Below are 19,400 nucleotides of genomic sequence, written 5' to 3'. Positions count from 1 at the left end.
TAGGACTAAGCTTTATTCGTTGCATTAATGAATGCAGTTTTACTGCAGAGCGGATAATTAAAGGATTAAATCATGTTTAAAATGACGGATAAAACAAAGCTAAAAGCAAAGACAAAATTTAAGATGAGTATGTTGGCATGTGCCGCAGTTATGGCATTTTCTAGTATTGCTCATGCAGCAGATCCGATTGTGATTAAGTTTTCCCATGTGGTGGCTGACAGCACGCCAAAGGGGCAAGGCGCGTTGCTATTTAAAAAGCTGGTGGAAGAAAAGCTAAAAGGGAAAGTAGAAGTTCAAGTGTATTCCAATTCGTCACTTTACGGTGATGGAAAAGAGATGGAAGCCTTGCTATTAGGCGATGTTCAGATGATTGCGCCATCGTTAGCTAAATTTGGCCAATATACGAAAAAATTACAAGTTTTTGATCTGCCATTTTTATTCAATGATATTCACGCAGTGGATCGTTTCCAACATAGTGATACAGGCAAACAGCTACTTAAATCTATGGAAAACAATAACATTACAGGTTTAGGTTATTGGCACAATGGCATGAAACAACTTTCTGCCAATAAAGCTTTACATGTGCCACGTGATGCTCGTGGTTTGAAATTCCGCGTTCAATCTTCAGATGTGTTAGATGAGCAATTTAAAGCACTACGAGCTAACCCACGTAAAATGAGTTTTGCCGAAGTATATCAAGGGCTACAAACTGGTGTCGTCAATGGTGCTGAAAACCCATGGTCTAACATATACTCTCAAAAATTCAATGAAGTTCAGAAATACATTACTGAATCCAATCATGGCGTATTGGACTATATGGTGATCACAAATACTAAATTCTGGAATGGTTTGCCTACTGATATTAGATCCCAATTAACCGATATTTTAGCGCAGGTGACGGATACGGTTAACGCAGAGGCAGGTGAACTGAATCAAAAAGCTAAGCAATCAGTTATTGATTCGGGTACATCAGAAATTATTGAGCTTAAACCAGAAGAGAGAGCTCAATGGGTCAAAGCAATGAAACCTGTTTGGTCTAAATTTGAAGATCAAATTGGTTCAGATGTGATTAAAGCGGCTCTTGCTGCTAATGATGCGAAATAAGTTTTTATTTTTAATTTCAAAAAGGCCCGTTAAATGAGAGCAGTATATCATTTATGGTCAAAGCTAGAGGAAGGCTTGGTTGCCTTCCTCTTAGGCGCTATGACCCTTGTCACTTTTGTTTATGTGGTTCTGAACAACCTCTATACACCCTTCTATGATTTGTCCGATTGGTTTGCTGATCAACAATACTTGGCGGCCAGTGATTTCTTTTTGGATGTCGGTGATTTTTTCATTGGTCTTGCCCAAGAGATGACATGGAGTACCGCATTAACGAAAGCCTTGTTTGCTTGGTTATTGTTTATAGGTATGTCCTATGGTGTCAGAGTCGGTGGTCATATTGGCGTCGATATGGTGGTTAAATTGTGTTCTAAACCGATTCAGAAAATCATTGCGATTATTGCCTGCTTTGCCTGTTTGTTATATGCCGGCATGATGACTTATGCGAGTTATGATTGGGTTAACACGATGTTTAATGCCAACCTATATGCAGAAGATCTTGAGAAGTTAGGCGTTAAACTCTGGTATGTCGGAATCATCATGCCCTTTGGTTTTACCTTAGTCGGTTTACGATTTCTTGAAGTATTAGTTCGAATTTTACGTGGCTTACAAACCGATCTTGGTAACGCAGATGAAGCCAAAGATGCCATGAGACATGCAATGCAAGAAGCGTTACAAGGAGAGATGACTACAGCTAATAGCTCTAATCTTGGGCACGTTCATAAATCGTCAGAGGGGAAACAAAAATGACCATTTTATTTCTCTTCTTTATGCTGTTTTTATTGATGTTTATTGGTGTGCCGATCGCAATTTCATTAGGACTTTCAGGCGCTTTAAGTATTTTATTTTTTAGCCAAGATTCAATTCGATCTTTAGTTATTAAATTGTTTGAAACTTCAGAGCACTATACTTTACTCGCTATTCCATTCTTCTTACTTTCTGGTGCGTTTATGACCAGTGGTGGTGTTGCTAAACGATTGATTGATTTTGCTAACTCCAGCGTTGGGCATATTCGAGGTGGTCTTGCTATTGCTGCTGTAATGGCGTGTATGTTGTTTGCAGCATTATCAGGATCATCGCCTGCAACGGTAGCTGCTGTTGGTTCGATTGCGATTGCCGGGATGGTTCGTTCGGGTTATCCCAAAGAATTTGGCGCTGGAATTGTGTGTAATGCAGGAACATTAGGCATCCTTATTCCTCCCTCTATTGTGATGGTTGTGTATGCAGCCGCCACCGAAACTTCGGTTGGTAAGTTGTTTATGGCAGGGGTGATCCCAGGGGCATTACTTGGTGTCAGTTTAATGGTGGCAATTTACATTATCGCGCGTAAGAAAAACTTGCCAGCCATGCCAAGAGCGACCCTTAAAGAATGGTGTGCCAGTGGGCGTAAAGCCATCTGGGGATTATTATTAATGGTGATCATCTTGGGGGGCATTTATAGTGGTATGTTTACCCCAACTGAAGCGGCGGCGGTGGCGGCGGTTTATGCTGGCTTTGTCGCGTTGTTTGTTTATAAAGATATACGAGTTCGTGATTGCCCTAAAGTGTTGCTTGATGCCGGTAAACTTAGCATCATGCTGATGTTTATTATTGCCAATGCAATGCTGTTTGCCTTTGTTTTAACCACCGAGCAAATCCCACAATCGATAGCTGCATGGATGATAGGTCTGGGATTAACTCCGTGGGTTTTCTTGCTCATTATGAATATAGTATTGTTGCTGGCAGGTAATTTTATGGAGCCATCAGCGATTATATTGATTTTAGCACCGATCCTTTTTCCTATTGGTGTTGAGCTTGGCATTGATCCTATTCATTTAGGCATCATCATGGTGGTTAATATGGAGATAGGAATGATAACGCCACCGGTGGGATTAAATCTATTTGTAACGTCTGCGGTGACGGGGATGTCGTTAGGTGAAACGATTAGAGCCGCGCTACCGTGGTTAATGTTGTTGTTAGGTTTCTTAATGATCATTACCTATATCCCAGCGGTATCATTGTGGTTACCGAATGCTTTAGGCATGCCGTAATAATTGAAACAACTGAAAAGATATAAACAAAAAAATCCTGCTAAATAAATAGCAGGATTTTTTGTTTTAAGCTTCATTTTAGCACTAACTAAGACGTTAATATTAAAAGAAAAGTGGTGCCCGCTACTGGACTCGAACCAGTGACACCTTGCATGTCATGCAAGTACTCTAACCAACTGAGCTAAGCGGGCAAATTGTATTATTGTTGCTTTTCAATAAAGGAAAAACACTTTCAAAATGGTGCCCGCTACTGGACTCGAACCAGTGACACCTTGCATGTCATGCAAGTACTCTAACCAACTGAGCTAAGCGGGCATTTTGTAAAATATTTTCACGTTCTTAAAAGTCACCTTTCCAGAACGAAGCTGATATTAACCATGCTAAATAGACGATGCAAGCAGAAATTATCGCGAATGAGAGAGTTTGACGCGTTTATCATCTAACTGGTGGTTTTTCATTCATTTATTTATCTTTAATGCATTTATTTTGGTTTATGAGAGGTCCGTTCTTTAAATATGAACTTTAATTAAGGTAGGATTTTATTTATTGTACATAAGGACATGATCATGCATAAATTATTTACCCTTTCGACACTTTGTCTTGCCACCTCTTTTTCTTTCTCCTCTTTTGCAGCAGACTCGCCAAGTTGTGGTGCGGTTTCTATTGCCGATATGAATTGGAGTTCAGCCACATTGATGGCGAATGTTGATAAGTTCATTTTAGAAAACGCATATCAATGTGATGTTAGTTTGGTGCCTGGGGACACAGTTCCGACAACAACGTCAATGGTCGAAAAGGGCCAGCCGGATATTGCGCCAGAGTTATGGAGTAATTCAGCTAAAGATCTTTTAGAGAAAGGCGTTAAAGATAAACGTTTACGCTTTGCAGTTCAAAGTCTGTCCGATGGTGGAGAAGAGGGTTTTTGGGTACCTCAATATATGGTGGATAAAGATCCTAGCCTTGCCACTATTGAGGGTGTTATTGCTCACGTAAAAGAATTCCCTAACCCTGAAGATGACGGCAAATCTGCATTTTATACTTGTCCAGCAGGTTGGACATGCCAAATCTCAGCAGGCCATATATTTGATGCTTTAAACCTACAAAAATCTGGCTTTGAGCAAGTTGATCCGGGGTCGGGCGCTGCATTAGCGGCCACTATTGCCAAAGCGTATGAGAGAAAACAACCCTGGTTTGGTTATTATTGGGCACCAACGGCTGTGTTAGGAAAGTATCCAATGGTTAAAGTCGAATTTGGTCATGGCACCGATGCCAAACACTATCAAGACTGTATTACTCAGGTTGAATGTGCCAATCCAAAACCGATAATGTGGCCACCTTCAAAAGTTGATACTGTTGTTACTGAGTCATTTGCAGAGCGAGCACCGGATGCGATGCAATACCTCACTAAACGCTCCTTTACCAATAAACAAATGAACAGCATGTTGGCATGGATGGAAGATAATCAAGCTGATGGTGAAATGGCGATGGAGGAATTCATGCTCGATCATAAAGATATTTGGTCACAGTGGTTAACGCCTGAAGCCATGAAAAAAGTGGATCAAGCGGTTCAAGATTTATAGCTTACGTTTAAGCCAAGTCTAATTAAACTTGGCTTTGTTTTAAAATCTACCAATAGAATGAAAATTAATAAAATGGAACTCAAATGTCTCAACAGTCATGGTTAACTGAATTTCCGGAGTTAGACCGCCATTCTTTATTGTGGTTACGCCGTACCTTGGATGGTGCGTATCGTGACTTTTCTCGGCATTATGGTGATGCAATTGAAGCATTCTTCCACCCTTTATTGTCATTTTTAGTGGGATTTGAAAAGTTATTATTAAGCTCCCCATGGTGGTTAGTGATCGCTGTACTTGCCGGTTTATCGTATATGGCAAGTCGGTCATGGAAGCTAACTTTATGCGTGATAGTGTCATTTTTTATGATTGGTTATCTCGGTATGTGGGAAGACACCATGCAAACCATGAGCATTATTTTAGTTTCAACCTTTGTGGCGATTTTATTTGGCGTGCCAACAGGCATTGCAATGGCGAGCTCTAATCGAGTGCAACGAATCGTGACCCCTTTACTTGATATTATGCAAACCATGCCCGCTTTTGTTTACCTTATACCAATCGTGATGTTGCTTGGGATCGGTAAAGTTCCAGGGTTAATTGCCGTGGTTGTTTATGCGATTCCACCGGTTATTCGGCTAACCAACCTTGGTATTCGTTTAGTGGATAAAGAGGTGTTAGAAGCATCAACCGCTTTTGGTGCAAATTCTTTCCAGCGTTTATTTGGTGTCCAAATTCCATTGGCAATGCCCAATATTATGGCGGGCATCAACCAAACGATTATGATGGCATTAGCGATGGTGGTTATTGCGTCAATGATTGGCGTGAAAGGACTCGGGCAGCCTGTTCTCAAATCAATAACCAATCAATATTTTACGCTTGGGTTATTAAATGGACTGGCCATTGTCGCGCTCGCGATTATTTTTGATCGTATAACTCAAAGTTATGCTAAGCGTACTCAACAACATCTTACTGGGAACAAATCATGAATGAGGTAATGGAAAGCCCGCATATTCGGATTAAAAACCTTTATAAGATATTTGGCGAAAAATCTAAGACCGCAATTAAACAGCTTCAGGATGGAAAATCAAAAGACCAACTTTTACATGAATCTAATTTAAGTGTTGGGCTTAATAACATCAGCTTAGATATTCAGCGTGGGGAAACCTTTGTGGTGATGGGGCTTTCAGGCTCTGGTAAATCAACGTTAATTCGTCATTTTAATCGTTTAATTGAACCGACAAGTGGCGTGATTGAAATTGATGGTATCGATATTTGTTCTTTATCAGATAAAGAGATTCAAGTATTGCGTCGTCATAAAATGTCGATGGTTTTTCAGAGGTTTGGGTTATTTCCTCATAGAACGGTGATTCAAAATATTGCGTACGGTTTAAAAGTGCAGGGTCTTAGTAAGCAAACTTGTTTGGATAAAGCTCAACACTGGATTGATGTGGTTGGACTGAATGGGTATGAGCAACAATACCCAAGTCAACTTTCAGGTGGTCAACAGCAACGCGTGGGATTAGCTCGCGCACTGTGTACAGATGCGGAAATTTTATTAATGGATGAAGCTTTTTCAGCGCTTGATCCTTTAATTAGAAGCGAGATGCAAGGGGAGCTGAAGTCACTGCAACAAAAGCTCAATAAGACCATTATCTTTATCACTCATGATTTAGACGAAGCGCTGAGGTTAGGTGAGAAAATAGCAATATTAAAAGATGGAGAGTTGATTCAGCAAGGATCACCGATTGATATTCTACTCAACCCACAAACCGATTATGTGGCTTCTTTTGTTAAAGATATTAATCGAGCTCGTGCATTAACGGTTAGAGCGGTGATGACGTCACTAGATGAAAAAGTTGATATTGGTGCATTTGAAACGGTAAGAGAGGACCAAACGTTAGAGGAAGTTACGCCATTGGTGCTAAGAAACTCGACACCTATTGTGGTTATAGACCAAAATGGTAATCAAATAGGTCTTTTAAAGGCAGAGAGTTTAGCCTCTATTTTGTAATGAAAAGAATTAAAAAAGACACGCCTCATCAGAGATAAGATGAGGCCTGTCTTTAGAGTAGATTTACAAACGCCCTTCAAGAGGGATGATTTTTATCATCTCGCCTGTTTTCACCATTTCTACATGTGGTGGAACTTCAATAATACAGTTAGCTTCACTCATAGAACGTAGGATACCAGAGCCTTGTTTGCCTGTTGTGCGAACTTGTAACTGTCCGAATTTGTTTAATGTATAAATACCACGAGTAAATTCGGTTCGCCCAAGACGTGAGTGGACGACTTCTGTTGCTTCCGCTGGGATCTTCGTTTGCTCCCAATGGCTTTCACCTTGCATAAAGCGAAGTGAAGGTTCGACAAACATTAAAAATGAAACCATTACCGCAACGGGATTTCCCGGCAAACCAAAGAATGGTGTTTCATTTATATGACCAAATGCCAGTGGGCGACCCGGGCGCATATTGATACGCCAAAAGTTAATCTTTCCAATACGCTCTAATACCGTTTTGATAAAGTCAGCATCCCCAACGGAAACGCCTCCAGATGAGATAATCGCATCGGCTTTGCTGCTGGCTTCTAATAAAGTGGATTCCAAAGCGGCTTCGCAATCTTCAATAATACCAAGGTCGATGACTTGGCAGCCTAAACGTTGTAATTGCGCCATGACTGTGTAGCGGTTTGAATCGTAAATACAATTATTTTTGAGCTCACTACCGGGTGCCTGAACTTCATCTCCGGTTGAGAATACTGCGACTTTCAATTGAGAGAAAAGCGGGTACTGGCTCAAACCTAATGACGCTAGCATGCCAAGTTCAGGGGACTCGATTCGTGTACCCTTACTGAATACTATGCTGTCTTTTGCTAGATCTTCACCGGCTTTTCGTACATTTTGACCAACTTTAAAATCATCCAGTGAAAGTGTAAAACTGACTCGTCCATCTTCAGTAACTTGGCTTTGCTCTCGCATGATCACCGTATCTGCGCCTTTTGGCATTGGTGCGCCGGTCATTATTTTTGCAACTTGACCGACTTGGATTTCGTCATCAAAACTGCTCCCAGCCATGATTTTCGCCACAACTTCAAAACTGTTAATTGTCGTTGTGTTTTTTTGTGAAGCGATAATATCTTGGCTACGAACTGCATAACCATCCATCGCAGAGTTTTGATAAGCCGGAACATTAATTGGTGAATGAATATCGTCACCTAAAATACGTAAACGAGCTTCTAGAAGAGAGGCCGATTCAATGATGGTGGGTGTTTTTAATGTAGCTAATATTTTATTTAACCCTTGATCAACAGATAAAAAGGCTGGAGATAATTGGTCACAGCTATCTATATTTGCATGATTAGAAAGGTTGGCTTGATCAGAAACTAGCGGGCGTCCTTGAGTGAAGTTGATGATCATCGAACTAATCGCATCAAGATCATTAATATCAACATGTGGCAATTGAGTATTGAGTTTTTCACTGTCTGAAGCAATGGCGATGATATTGTCATCATGTGGGTGTAACCACGGTTTGCCGACTTCTTCACGGTGTAATTCAATTTTTGGGAAAGATAAGTTTTTACAGCCTTCGACTAAAATGAAATCTAGTTTGCTAGTATCAAAATGTGAAAGCAAATCAAAAAAGTGAGCTTCTTTTTCTGGCGTTTCCGTCATTAATACGTGGCGATTGCGTGATGAAATCAGCATTTGACCTGCGCCAGCTTTACGTAAACGGTGGCTATCTTTACCCGGTTTATCGACATCAAAATCATGATGAGCGTGCTTAAAAACGCCAATACGTAAACCTTTCTCGGTGAGTTTTGGCAGTAAGGCTTCAAGGAGTGTTGTTTTGCCAGTTCCGCTGTAGGCGGCGAAACCAAGAATAGGGATAGGAAATGAGTTCATAATTAACCTTTGGCCGTTATTGTTTTAAACAGAATGTTTTTCGGAAATAATCTGCTTTGAAAAATCAGCAAGTTGTTCGGGTGTATTAAGATTGATAAAGGTCTCTTTTAACTGAGAAAAATCGACCGTGTAGGTCTTACATTCATCATAGAACAGAGTTATTTTTCTATCACCACGAGCAAGAAAATCATGGAGCTTTTCGGATGCGCGGCGATGAAATAAAGTAAATACGGGTTGATAAAAATCGCCATCATGCGCGACTAAAATGTCCGCATCCGGTTGCCATGCTTGGCAAAAAAGTTCGGCTAAATTTGATGGTACGTTGGGGCTGTCACAAGGAACAAAACCGACCCAATCATGTTTACCTGAATGAATTAATCCTGCATGAATACCACCTAATGGACCGGGATATTGATCGAAAGTATCCGCAATGACGGGGGCGTAACCTTGGTAACTTTTATGGCTACGATTAGCATTGATGGTGATGGAATCAGTTTGAGGTTGAAGTGCTGCAATCACGTATTCAACCAGAGGCTTACCATTTAAGGTGACTAAGCCTTTATCAACACCACCCATTCGAGAGCCTTGCCCTCCGGCTAAAATGACCCAATCGATTTTCTCTGGTGTTAGCATATTCATCTCTATACAAATTCGGTTTGAATGAAGGTTTGTTGTGCTTTGTCTTTATTTGAACAAAGATGTGGTTGAATTTCGTATAATACATTGTTGTGAGCACTACCATCAACTCAGCTATATAGTTTGAGGTGTTTTTTAGCGTACTATGGCAGCTATTCATATTATAAATTGAAGTAATTAATGACGATAAAAGTTAAAAATGTACCCGTTGAAGAAGTTGCTTGTTCGAATTGCCAAGCTTGTTGTTGTCGGTTGGAAGTCATGATCATCACGGATACTGGTGTTCCCGAAGAGCATATTGCATTTGATAAGTGGGGGGGGGAGACAATGCTGCGCTTAGAGGATGGTTGGTGCTCAGCCATGGACCGAGATAATTTCATGTGTACGATTTATGAAAATAGACCGTGGATTTGTCGCGAGTTTGAGATGGGGTCTTATGAATGCTTAAATGAACGAAAATTAATGGATTAGTTGCTAATTATTCTCCTAATTTTCCGATTAGAGCACTTGCTTAAAAATGAGATATGCAGTGTGGTTAAAAATAACATTAACATTTGCTTAAAATATTAGTCATTTTTGATTTGGATTATAGGGTTTTGTGGGTGTAGTGTTTGCAAACCTTAGGTTGGTGATATCAGTGGCCTGGCTTGTTTGTAAAGTACACATGAAATTAAAGAGAAGAAAATGGCAATATTATTGACGGGTGTTACTGGCGCAGTTGGGTACCCACTTTATCAAGCATTAGTAAAAGCAAATCAAAAAGTATTCTGTATTGTGCGTAATGCTCATACACGAACGGATATTGATATTCCCAATGAATATCTATTAGACGGTGATATTACTCTACCAAATTGTGGTTTAACTTCAGAACAAATTACCTATTTAAAAGCGGCTAATATTACTAAAGTCTTGCATCTCGCGGGTTTAGTTAAGTTTGATCATGAACTAAAACAACAAATCTGGGAAGCTAACTATCAAGGTACTGAGCATATTCTTTCTTTGGGGAAACAGATTGAAGCCAATGAATTTCATTATGTCTCAACCGCTTACGCGACCAAGAATCATCGTAATCCTTATGAAGAATCTAAGTTTGCTGCTGAGAAATTAGTGACTGAATCTGGATTGCCGCATTCTATCTATCGCATTGGTATTGTGATTGGTGAGTCTAAGTCAGGCATAACTAATGGCTTTGACGGTTATTATGGTTTTCTTTCTGGTTTACATGAAATCGCGAACGTATTCCGTAAAAAATACAACGTTGCAGACCAAATTGATTTGCCTGTGCATCTTATATGCTCATCTACGTCTACCTTAAATTTGGTCCCTGCAGATTGGTTAGTTGATACACTTATTGATCTCGTTAATGCCGGTTGTACTGGCAAAACTTTTCACGTGGTTAATCCTGAACCTCCTCTAGTTTCGGATGTAATGAAACATGGGTTAGAAATGTTGGGGATTCGTGGGGTCGGTTTTGTAGACTCTAACCAAGAGCTTTTAGCATTAACTCGCCATCAAGATAATTTTATCAATATTATTCAAAAGGGCATGAGTAAAGTACTAAAGCGCTACGAACCTTATGTGACGCATGAAGACAGATTTCCATTGACGGTGACGATTGATGTTTTAGGGAAAGAGATCGTAAAACGGTTCCCAACTACTGACCATGCTTTGCTATCAACCTGCTTTGAATACGCGGCGGAAAGACAGTTCGGTAAGATTGCATAACAATTAATATGTACTGGTGATGCACTTTGTATGCATCACCAAGATCCTAATTAGTGTTAATTGATTAAACGTATTGGCTAACGCACGTAACGCATTTCTAGATGTCGTTTAAAATGCTCGGCATTAAGCACTTCTCCAGTTGCTTGTGTCACTAAATCATCGGTGGTGAACAAGCTTCCTTTACTCCAGATATTTTCTTCAAGCCAATTAAAAATCGGTGTTAGATTACTCGATTGGATTGCGTCGCTTACATCAACGGTTTTCTTCATGCTTGCCATAAATTGCGCTGCGTACATTGCACCCAGTGTGTAACTTGGGAAATAGCCGAAACTCCCATCCGTCCAATGGATATCCTGCATACATCCATTTTGATAATTATCTTTGGTACTGATACCAAGATAGTTCTGCATTTTTTGATCCCATAATTCAGGGATATCTTGATACTGAATTTTTCGGTTGATTAAATCTCTTTCAATTTCATAACGTAAGATCACATGTGCAGGATAGGTGAGCTCATCAGCATCGACACGAATGAAGCCTTTTTCTACTCTCGTATAAAGTTCTTGGAAATTAGCAGGGCTAAATGCTGCATCATTTTGAGCTTGAAAGGTTTGAGAAGCCATGGTTGATAGATGCTGAATAAATTCAGGACTACGGCCTAATTGCATTTCAAAAAACAATGATTGAGATTCATGGATCCCCATTGAGCGCGCTTCACCAACAGGTAAGCCTGAAAGTGTCTTCGGTAAACCTTGTTCATAACGAGCATGACCTGTTTCATGTACAACACCCATTAAAGCTTGCATCAGATCAGCTTCATCGTATCGGGTAGTGATGCGAACATCGGTTGGCACGCCACCACAAAACGGATGCACACTTTCATCTAATCGGCCGTGATTAAAATCGAATTGTAAAAGCTGCATGGTTTTCAAACCGAGCTCTTTTTGTTTCGCGGTTGAAAAAGGACCTTGTGGTTGAATAAAGCTTTGTTGTTTTTGTTGATCGATAACCGTATCAATCAAATTAGGTAACCATGTTTTTACGTTATTAAACACAACATCTAATGATTGCGTTGTAGTGCCAGGCTCATATAAAGAAAGCATAGCATCGTAAGGCGTACAGTTAATGCCTGTGATGTTGAGGGCTTCTGCGCGGATCTGAGCTTCTTGTTGAGAAAGACTAACAACTTCTTGCCAATTTTTAGCATAACCTTGCCAATCATTATTTTTACGCTGAGTGCGCCATGCATGTTCACATTTAGAACCGGCAAGCGATTTTGCTTGAACCAAATCTTGCGGTAGGACAGTAGCCTGCTGCCAACGTTGTTTCATTTCTCGTAAGCTGGCTTGTTCGGTAGTATTTAATGTTTCTTGTTCAGCGCCATTAAACCAATCGGAAAGCTGTGGTTCGGTATTGAGTTGGTGCACTAAGACAGATAGTTCTGCCATTGCATTGGAGCGGGCTTCATTACCACCACTTGGCATAACAGCAGCCTGATCCCAACCAGAAATCGCAGCAAGGTGATTAAAGTTGGCAATTTTGTGTGTGTGGCTCACTAATTTTTGATAATAGCTCATGACATCCCTATTTCTGTTGGGTAAACATATTGGTTCATCTTATAGCGTTATCTCAAAGAAGGAAATATGGGGGTGGGGAAGAAATAGCCTTTACTAAAAACGTTAAGATCCGTTTGATGAAAATGTTATTGCAGATTGATTAAAAAAGATTTCATTCTAGTGAACAGCCTGATATAAAACGGATTCATCAAACGCATTATTTACATCATTAGATAACCGATAGGACGCTGAAATAACATGGATTTGTACATCTTGAATGCTGGTGCTTTTTTAGTCGCCATTATCATATTAACGTTAACTCCGGGGCTGGATACTGCTTTAGTTATCCGTAATACCACACGTAATGGCAGTATGCATGGGTGTATTACTAGCTTAGGTATTTGTTGCGGATTATTTGTGCATGCAACTTTATCGGCAATTGGTATTTCAGCTATTTTATTACAATCGGCGGAACTGTTTCATGTGATGAAATGGATTGGCGCGGCGTACTTGGTTTATTTAGGCGTGATCAGTTTAATTGGTGTCTGGAAGGGTGAAGGCAACCTAGAGATTGGCAATATATCGGTTAAGCAGGCCGCGAGTGTCAAGCGTTCGTTCCGTGAAGGACTACTTTCTAATGTGTTGAATCCCAAGACTGCGGTTTTCTATTTGGCATTTTTACCGCAATTTATTAACCCAGCGTATTCTCCATTGCTACAATCTTTATTAATGGCTTCGATACATTTTGTCATTGCAATGGTATGGCAATGCGGCATGGCGACCATGGTTCATTCGGCCAAAAATTGGGTGCAAAATTCTTCTGCGATGAAATGGATGGAAGGCATCACAGGTGTAGTTTTAGTCTCTCTTGGTCTAAAGTTAGCTTTAGATAGTGATTAAATAACGTTTGTTGCAGATTTCATTTTAATGATCGTTTGAATATCAATTAAAAAACGATTAATTGAAAGGAGTATGTAAAACTTGCGTTGTTCTAAAGTAATTGTACTTTCAAGATGTTATATAAGTACTTGGTATTAATTGAGTAAGAGGAGGGAACATGATTAGATTAATTTTTATTGCTGTTTTTGCTGCTCTTGCGTATTTACTGATCCGCTATAGAGCCAATGCGAAAGTGCAACACTGGATTATTTATAGTCTGTTAGGGTGCTTTGGTGTGTATATTTCGGTTGTGGTGGTCAGTGAACTATTTAGGTAAATTCAAATAAAACAGGATGCGAAAGATTGCCAATGATCAATATAAAACATATCAGTTTGGCTGTTTTGTTGGGAGCAGTAGTCGGTGGTGGTGTGACTTATAATACCGTCGCTCCAACTCATAAAGAGCTGCAGCAACAAAATTCGCAACAACAAGATAAAACAGAAGAATTACAAACATCGCTATCCAAAGAGATTCAAGCGTTTGAAGCATTTAAGTTAGCGAGTAAAAGTGATAAGCAAAAGATACAAGATCTAACGGCTGAAATTGAAAAGTTAAAGCAAACCAAGAAAAGTGTCGAAAATACACTAGCCGTACAAAAGAAGAAGACTGTCACGTTAAAAACAGAAAATAAAGAATTAGCACAAACGACGGAATTGCAATCCGGTTTATACCAGCAATCCCATGAGTTGTTTTCAAAGCAAGAAACGTTACAAAAAGATATTACGAAGATGTCGACAACTCGCGATAAATTGGTTGTCCAAACGAAAAATTTTACTGAGCAATGTAAGCTCTTTAAAGAAGGGACGAGTTGGGATCCTAAATCGGACTCTTGTGATAAAGAAAAATTAGCAATCGATCAAACTAAGAAGCTTAATAATAGTTTGAGTAACAAGCAGAAAGAGCTGAATGAAGTACAAGCGTTAATTAAAAAACTGGGTATTAAACCAGATCCAAAAGAGAGTGCTAAATCTTAGTTATCTTTCTATAATTTGTTTTCATCATTAAAAACACTAGTCTTTTGGCTGGTGTTTTTTTATACATTAAATTCGTGATCCAACTCTATCTGTCGACAATTGTGGGTTGTTGTCGGTATTTTTATCGTCTATAACGATATGTATTGAGTGAATTGTAGACAGTTAACTCCTGCCAATGAATGGAATAGATCTGTTTAATAAATCTAAGCCGAGAATAATAGATGAATGTAGCCATGAGTAACTTACCTATTAAAAATGAGTTGATTGAAAAAGAAGGCACGAAATCTATCAGCTTAACTGAATACCTGATTGAACATATTGTCGATGGCACAATGGCACAAGGCAGTAAAATTTCAGAACCAGAACTGGCACGTCGATTACAAGTGAGTCGAGGGCCATTGCGTGAAGCTATTATGCGAGTTGAAGCATTGGGATTGATTGAACGGATTGCTCATATTGGATCAAAGGTAGTGCAGCTCACGCCAGAAAAACTGATTGAATTATATGAAGTTCGTGAAGCATTAGAAGGCATGGCGGCTCGCTTGGCAGCTCGGTATATGACAGATGAAAAGTGGCAAATGCTAAAACAAGTGTTAGACACGCATGCCGAGCATATTGAACAGGTTGATGGCGCGACCTATTTTCATCAAAACGGTGACTTCGACTTTCATTATCAAATCATTATTGCCAGTGGAAATCAGCAACTCATTCATATGTTATGCGGTGAATTGTACCACCTGATTCGCATGTATCGTTTGCAATCGGCCAATTACAACGCACGCCCAAAACGAGCATTAGATGAGCACTATTTCATTCTACAAGCACTAAAAAATCAAGATGAAGAATTGGCCGAAATATTGATGCGCCGACATATTGCCGCCAGCCGTAAAATCATTGAATCTCAACTCAATTAACTGATATTTATGAAAGACTAAACGTAGTCATAGAACGATAAGGATATGTCATGAGCCAAGGAGCAAAATTTAGAGCTACCGTTCAACAAGCTAAACCATTGCCAATTGTTGGGGCGATTAATGCTTATAGCGCGATGATGGCTGAACAAGCAGGACACCAAGCCCTTTATCTTTCCGGTGCGGGAGTCGCCAATGCTTCTTATGGCTTACCCGATTTAGGCGTGACGACGTTAAATGATATGTTAATTGATGCTGAGCGTATTACCAATGCTTGTGATTTGCCCTTGTTAGTGGATATCGATACTGGGTTTGGAGGAACGTTTTCCATTGCGAGAACCATTAAATCGATGGAAAAAGCAGGAGTCGCCGCCGTACATATTGAAGATCAAGTCGCGCAAAAGCGTTGTGGTCACCGTCCTAATAAAGCGATTGTGTCGCAACAAGAGATGGTGGATCGAATAAAATCAGCCGTTGATGCGCGAGTGGATCCTCAATTTGTGGTGATGGCACGAACCGATGCACTCGCGGTAGAAGGTATGGAGGCTGCAATTGAACGTGCAGTGGCATGTGTAGAAGCAGGCGCGGACATGATTTTCCCAGAGGCGATACTAACACTTGAACAATACCAACAATTTTCAATCGCAGTGAAAGTACCTATTTTGGCAAATATTACGGAATTTGGGCAAACCCCTTTGTTTAACCAAAAAGAGCTATATCAACATGGTGTGGATATGGTGTTGTATCCACTCAGTGCCTTTCGAGCCATGAATAAAGCCGCCGAAAGTATATATGCTTCGATATTGGCAAACGGCGATCAAAAAGCGGTGCTTGAGCAGATGCAAACGCGTAATGAGCTTTATGATTATCTTAATTATCACCATTACGAAGATAAGCTTGATCAACTATTTAAGTCTTAATGCTAAGGAGTTAAGTAAAATAGGTGATGACTAATTAACAAAAAATAAAGCGAAGCAAACAATCCACATAGGTTACAAATAAAAATAATCCATAGATACAGACCGGCTCTAGATAAAGACAAGGAAGATACGACAAGTAAGATAACAACAAATAGAAGGCATTGATCCTCATTCGTTATGTTGCTGCTACAGCATTTAATCCAACATCAATAATGTAAAAGGGAATGTTATGTCTATTAATAAACCTGCAAACCTACATGAGTCCTTTGCGGCTGTTGATCCCATTAAAAGTGCAACATCTACCTCAAATAAAACCTTATCTGGCGCAGGATTACGTGGGCAAAGCGCGGGACAAACGGCGTTATGCACTGTTGGCAAATCGGGCACCGGTTTAACCTATCGCGGATATGATATTACGGATCTGGCTCATCATGCTCAATTTGAAGAAGTAGCACATTTATTGTTACGAGGTCACCTTCCTAATCTTTTAGAACTAGAAAGTTATACCCAACAACTGAAAGAATTACGAGGGTTGCCTGATGAGTTAATCGCCGCTTTAGAGTTAATTCCTGCGGATGCTCATCCAATGGATGTGATGCGTACTGGTTGTTCAATATTAGGTAATCTGGAAACAGAAGATGATTTTTCGCAGCAGCTAAAATCGACTGAGCGTATGTTGGCATTATTTCCAGCCATCATCTGTTACTGGTATCGATTCAGCCATGACGGAATTCGCATCGACACTTTTGATCAAACTGAAGGCAGTATTGGTGGTGACTTCTTAAAAATGCTTACCGATAAACCAAGTACAGATCTACAGCGTCAAGCTATGCACTGCTCTTTAATTTTATATGCTGAGCATGAATTTAATGCCTCGACCTTCACCGCGCGTGTGTGCGCTTCAACGCTGTCAGATATCCATTCTTGTATTACCGGCGCCATTGGTACATTGCGAGGGAAGCTGCATGGTGGGGCAAATGAAGCAGCAATGGATATGATTGGATCGTGGACATCGCCACAACAAGCCGAGGCCGAATTGATGGTAAAGCTTGCAAACAAAGACAAGATCATGGGGTTTGGTCATGCGATTTATCGTGACTGCGACCCGCGTAATGCCCTAATCAAGCATTGGTCTAAAGTGCTATCTGAATCGGTTGGTGATAAGCATTTATATGCGATCTCGGAACGAGTAGAAGCGGTGATGAAACGTGAGAAAAATCTGTTTTGTAATGCCGATTTCTTTCATGCATCGGCCTATCACTTTTTGAATATTCCCACCAAATTATTCACGCCCATTTTTGTGATGAGTCGCTTGACTGGTTGGGCTGCGCATGTATTTGAACAACGTGCGAATAATCGCATTATTCGACCAAGTGCAGATTATGTTGGCCCAGAGCGCCAAGATTGGCTGCCGATTGAGCAAAGAAAATAGTCGATTTACAACACTCTCAGTTTTAATTCACATCGAAGTTGAAAGGAATCCTACATGTCGTCGTTAAGCATCATTAATCATACAAAAACTAACCAAGCAGAAGAGAATCATCGTCCACAACCGGATGCGTTGCTCGTCCAAATTGCTGACTACGTGACTGATAATAAGGAAATTTCAAAGGAAACTTTAAATACCGCCCGTAACTGTTTGATGGATACTTTAGGTTGCGGTTTATTGGCATTAAAGTTTCCCGAATGCACCAAACATTTAGGACCAATTGTTCCAGGTACGACAGTGAGACATGGCGTAAAAGTGCCTGGTACCGCTTATGAGCTTGATCCGGTTGCGGGCGCTTTTAATATTGGCTGTATGATCCGATGGTTGGATTTTAATGATACTTGGCTTGCGGCTGAATGGGGGCATCCTTCTGATAATTTAGGCGGCATTTTATCCACCGCCGATTATTTAAGCCGAGTGGCAATCTCTCAAGGTAAAACTGCATTAAGCATGAAAGATGTGCTGGTGGCGATGATTAAAGCCCATGAAATCCAAGGTGTATTGGCGTTGGAAAATAGTTATAACCGAGTGGGGCTTGATCATGTGTTATTAGTGCGTGTTGCTTCAACGGCGGTGGTAACTAAAATGCTCGGTGGCAATCGCGATCAAATTGTGGATGCGGTATCACAAGCTTGGGTGGACGGCTGCGCGTTGCGTACTTATCGTCACGCGCCAAATGCGGGTTCTCGTAAATCATGGGCTGCAGGAGATGCTACTTCGCGTGCAGTGCGCTTAGCGATGATCACCATGAAAGGCGAAATGGGATTACCATCAGTATTATCTGCGCCAACATGGGGTTTTAATGATGTGTTGTTCAAAGGCGAAGCTTTTAAAATAAGCCAAGGTTTTGACAGCTACGTTATGGATAACATTTTATTTAAGCTGTCTTTTCCTGCAGAATTTCATGCTCAGACTGCGGTTGAGTGCGCCGTGTCTTTATATCAAAAAATAAAAAATCGCTTGGATGAAGTTGAACGAATTGAGGTGACGACTCATGAGTCAGCGGTGCGTATTATTTCCAAAACAGGGGATTTAGCCAATCCAGCGGATCGAGATCATTGCCTACAATATATGATCGCAGTGCCATTGATTTACGGTGATTTAATCGCGGAACATTATGAAGATAGTTTTCATCAAGCCGATGTTCGAATTGATGCTTTACGTAATAAAATGGTGATTCAAGAGAATACGCAATACACCAAGGACTATCTTGATCCTGAAAAACGCTCCATAGCTAATGCGCTACAAGTGTTTTTTAAGGATGGAAGTTCCACTGATAAGATTGAAGTGCAATATCCCATTGGTCATCGCCGCCGTCGCGAAGAAGGGATCCCAGTTCTTGAAAGTAAGTTTGAACGTAACCTCAACACTCGATTTGTACCACATCAAGTGAAACGTATTTTAACGGCGTGCAAAGATCAGCCAGTGCTAGAAGCTATGCCTGTGAATGAATTTATGGATATGTGGGTAGGGCACTGATTTTTCTATACTCAGATTAAGTGATGAAAATTAACCATATTGTTACCCTCCTTTGATTATTCATTGGAGAGTTTTCTTATAAACATTAAATAGAGATTTAGGTACACTAGCGCCTTATCTAATCGATGTGAGTTCTTCGTGCAATTTAACGATACTCGACTTAAGGA

General features: G+C 40.3%; 18 protein-coding genes and 2 tRNA genes. 15 read left to right on the top strand and 5 right to left on the bottom strand.

The annotated features are described in order from the left end of the window. The first annotated feature begins 123 nt into the window (after nucleotides 1-123). The 3 genes from HC725_RS12405 to dctM are packed head-to-tail and all read left to right on the top strand — an operon-like array spanning nucleotide 124 to nucleotide 3,131. Nucleotides 124-1,104, top strand: coding sequence for a TRAP transporter substrate-binding protein (locus HC725_RS12405; RefSeq protein ID WP_190332163.1), 981 nt, complete (start codon nucleotides 124-126; stop codon nucleotides 1,102-1,104). 33 nt (nucleotides 1,105-1,137) lie between these two features. Next, nucleotides 1,138-1,851 (top strand): TRAP transporter small permease, encoded by a 714-nt coding sequence (locus HC725_RS12400; protein ID WP_190332136.1) that lies wholly within the window; start codon nucleotides 1,138-1,140, stop codon nucleotides 1,849-1,851. Further along, nucleotides 1,848-3,131 (top strand): C4-dicarboxylate TRAP transporter large permease protein DctM, encoded by a 1,284-nt coding sequence (gene dctM / locus HC725_RS12395; protein ID WP_190332135.1) that lies wholly within the window; start codon nucleotides 1,848-1,850, stop codon nucleotides 3,129-3,131. The genes HC725_RS12400 and dctM overlap by 4 nt, the downstream gene beginning before the upstream one ends. A gap of 114 nt (nucleotides 3,132-3,245) precedes the next feature. Here the strand turns inward: dctM and HC725_RS12390 are convergent. Together HC725_RS12390 and HC725_RS12385 are read right to left on the bottom strand one after the other, a co-directional pair. Then, nucleotides 3,246-3,322: transfer RNA gene (locus HC725_RS12390), tRNA-Val, on the bottom strand. 47 nt (nucleotides 3,323-3,369) lie between these two features. Beyond that, nucleotides 3,370-3,446, bottom strand: a tRNA-Val gene (locus HC725_RS12385). A gap of 251 nt (nucleotides 3,447-3,697) precedes the next feature. Here HC725_RS12385 and HC725_RS12380 point away from each other — a divergent pair. The 3 genes from HC725_RS12380 to HC725_RS12370 all read left to right on the top strand — a co-directional run bounded on the left by HC725_RS12380 (nucleotide 3,698) and on the right by HC725_RS12370 (nucleotide 6,716). Beyond that, nucleotides 3,698-4,711: an ABC transporter substrate-binding protein gene (locus tag HC725_RS12380; RefSeq protein WP_190332134.1), complete on the top strand. Its 1,014-nt coding sequence runs from the start codon at nucleotides 3,698-3,700 to the stop codon at nucleotides 4,709-4,711. 83 nt (nucleotides 4,712-4,794) lie between these two features. Then, nucleotides 4,795-5,691 (top strand): ABC transporter permease, encoded by an 897-nt coding sequence (locus HC725_RS12375; protein WP_190332133.1) that lies wholly within the window; start codon nucleotides 4,795-4,797, stop codon nucleotides 5,689-5,691. Beyond that, complete coding sequence (locus HC725_RS12370; protein ID WP_203219078.1) at nucleotides 5,688-6,716, top strand: quaternary amine ABC transporter ATP-binding protein; 1,029 nt, start codon at nucleotides 5,688-5,690, stop codon at nucleotides 6,714-6,716. Before HC725_RS12375 ends, HC725_RS12370 begins: the two co-directional genes overlap by 4 nt. Nucleotides 6,717-6,779: 63 nt before the next feature. Here the strand turns inward: HC725_RS12370 and HC725_RS12365 are convergent, their stop codons facing one another. Together HC725_RS12365 and mobA are read right to left on the bottom strand one after the other, a co-directional pair. Continuing rightward, a complete protein-coding gene (locus HC725_RS12365; protein WP_190332161.1) occupies nucleotides 6,780-8,606 on the bottom strand; it encodes a bifunctional molybdopterin-guanine dinucleotide biosynthesis adaptor protein MobB/molybdopterin molybdotransferase MoeA in 1,827 nt (608 codons plus the stop codon). 21 nt (nucleotides 8,607-8,627) lie between these two features. Beyond that, nucleotides 8,628-9,236, bottom strand: coding sequence for a molybdenum cofactor guanylyltransferase MobA (mobA, locus tag HC725_RS12360; protein ID WP_190332132.1), 609 nt, complete (start codon nucleotides 9,234-9,236; stop codon nucleotides 8,628-8,630). A 183-nt stretch (nucleotides 9,237-9,419) separates the two neighbouring features. On the opposite strand from mobA, the gene HC725_RS12355 reads away from it, so the two are divergent. After that, nucleotides 9,420-9,710 carry a YkgJ family cysteine cluster protein gene (locus HC725_RS12355; RefSeq protein WP_190332131.1) on the top strand — a complete coding sequence of 97 codons (291 nt, stop codon included), beginning with the start codon at nucleotides 9,420-9,422 and terminating at the stop codon, nucleotides 9,708-9,710. Between the two features lie 213 nt (nucleotides 9,711-9,923). Beyond that, a complete protein-coding gene (locus HC725_RS12350; protein ID WP_190332130.1) occupies nucleotides 9,924-10,964 on the top strand; it encodes an SDR family oxidoreductase in 1,041 nt (346 codons plus the stop codon). Nucleotides 10,965-11,041: 77 nt separating this feature from the next. On the opposite strand, the gene HC725_RS12345 is transcribed toward HC725_RS12350, so the two are convergent. Beyond that, a complete protein-coding gene (locus tag HC725_RS12345; protein ID WP_190332129.1) occupies nucleotides 11,042-12,541 on the bottom strand; it encodes a carboxypeptidase M32 in 1,500 nt (499 codons plus the stop codon). Between the two features lie 243 nt (nucleotides 12,542-12,784). On the opposite strand from HC725_RS12345, the gene HC725_RS12340 reads away from it, so the two are divergent. From HC725_RS12340 to HC725_RS12310, 7 genes are all read left to right on the top strand, one after another. Next, nucleotides 12,785-13,420, top strand: coding sequence for a LysE family translocator (locus tag HC725_RS12340; RefSeq protein ID WP_190332160.1), 636 nt, complete (start codon nucleotides 12,785-12,787; stop codon nucleotides 13,418-13,420). 157 nt (nucleotides 13,421-13,577) lie between these two features. Continuing rightward, nucleotides 13,578-13,736: a hypothetical protein gene (locus HC725_RS12335; RefSeq protein WP_190332128.1), complete on the top strand. Its 159-nt coding sequence runs from the start codon at nucleotides 13,578-13,580 to the stop codon at nucleotides 13,734-13,736. A 32-nt stretch (nucleotides 13,737-13,768) separates the two neighbouring features. Further along, nucleotides 13,769-14,434 carry a hypothetical protein gene (locus tag HC725_RS12330; RefSeq protein WP_190332127.1) on the top strand — a complete coding sequence of 222 codons (666 nt, stop codon included), beginning with the start codon at nucleotides 13,769-13,771 and terminating at the stop codon, nucleotides 14,432-14,434. 221 nt (nucleotides 14,435-14,655) lie between these two features. Beyond that, on the top strand, nucleotides 14,656-15,348 hold the full coding sequence (locus HC725_RS12325) for a GntR family transcriptional regulator (protein ID WP_190332126.1): 693 nt from the start codon (nucleotides 14,656-14,658) through the stop codon (nucleotides 15,346-15,348). Between the two features lie 50 nt (nucleotides 15,349-15,398). Next, nucleotides 15,399-16,265: a methylisocitrate lyase gene (gene prpB / locus HC725_RS12320; protein ID WP_190332125.1), complete on the top strand. Its 867-nt coding sequence runs from the start codon at nucleotides 15,399-15,401 to the stop codon at nucleotides 16,263-16,265. A gap of 229 nt (nucleotides 16,266-16,494) precedes the next feature. Continuing rightward, a complete protein-coding gene (gene prpC, locus HC725_RS12315; protein ID WP_190332124.1) occupies nucleotides 16,495-17,697 on the top strand; it encodes a bifunctional 2-methylcitrate synthase/citrate synthase in 1,203 nt (400 codons plus the stop codon). 54 nt (nucleotides 17,698-17,751) lie between these two features. After that, on the top strand, nucleotides 17,752-19,233 hold the full coding sequence (locus tag HC725_RS12310) for a bifunctional 2-methylcitrate dehydratase/aconitate hydratase (RefSeq protein WP_190332123.1): 1,482 nt from the start codon (nucleotides 17,752-17,754) through the stop codon (nucleotides 19,231-19,233). Nucleotides 19,234-19,400 lie beyond the last annotated feature (167 nt).

This window comes from Vibrio sp. S17_S38 (assembly GCF_014694375.1).
GTDB lineage: Bacteria > Pseudomonadota > Gammaproteobacteria > Enterobacterales > Vibrionaceae > Vibrio.
Note: the sequence above shows the minus strand (reverse complement) of the source record. Positions and strands in the feature narration are given on the sequence as shown.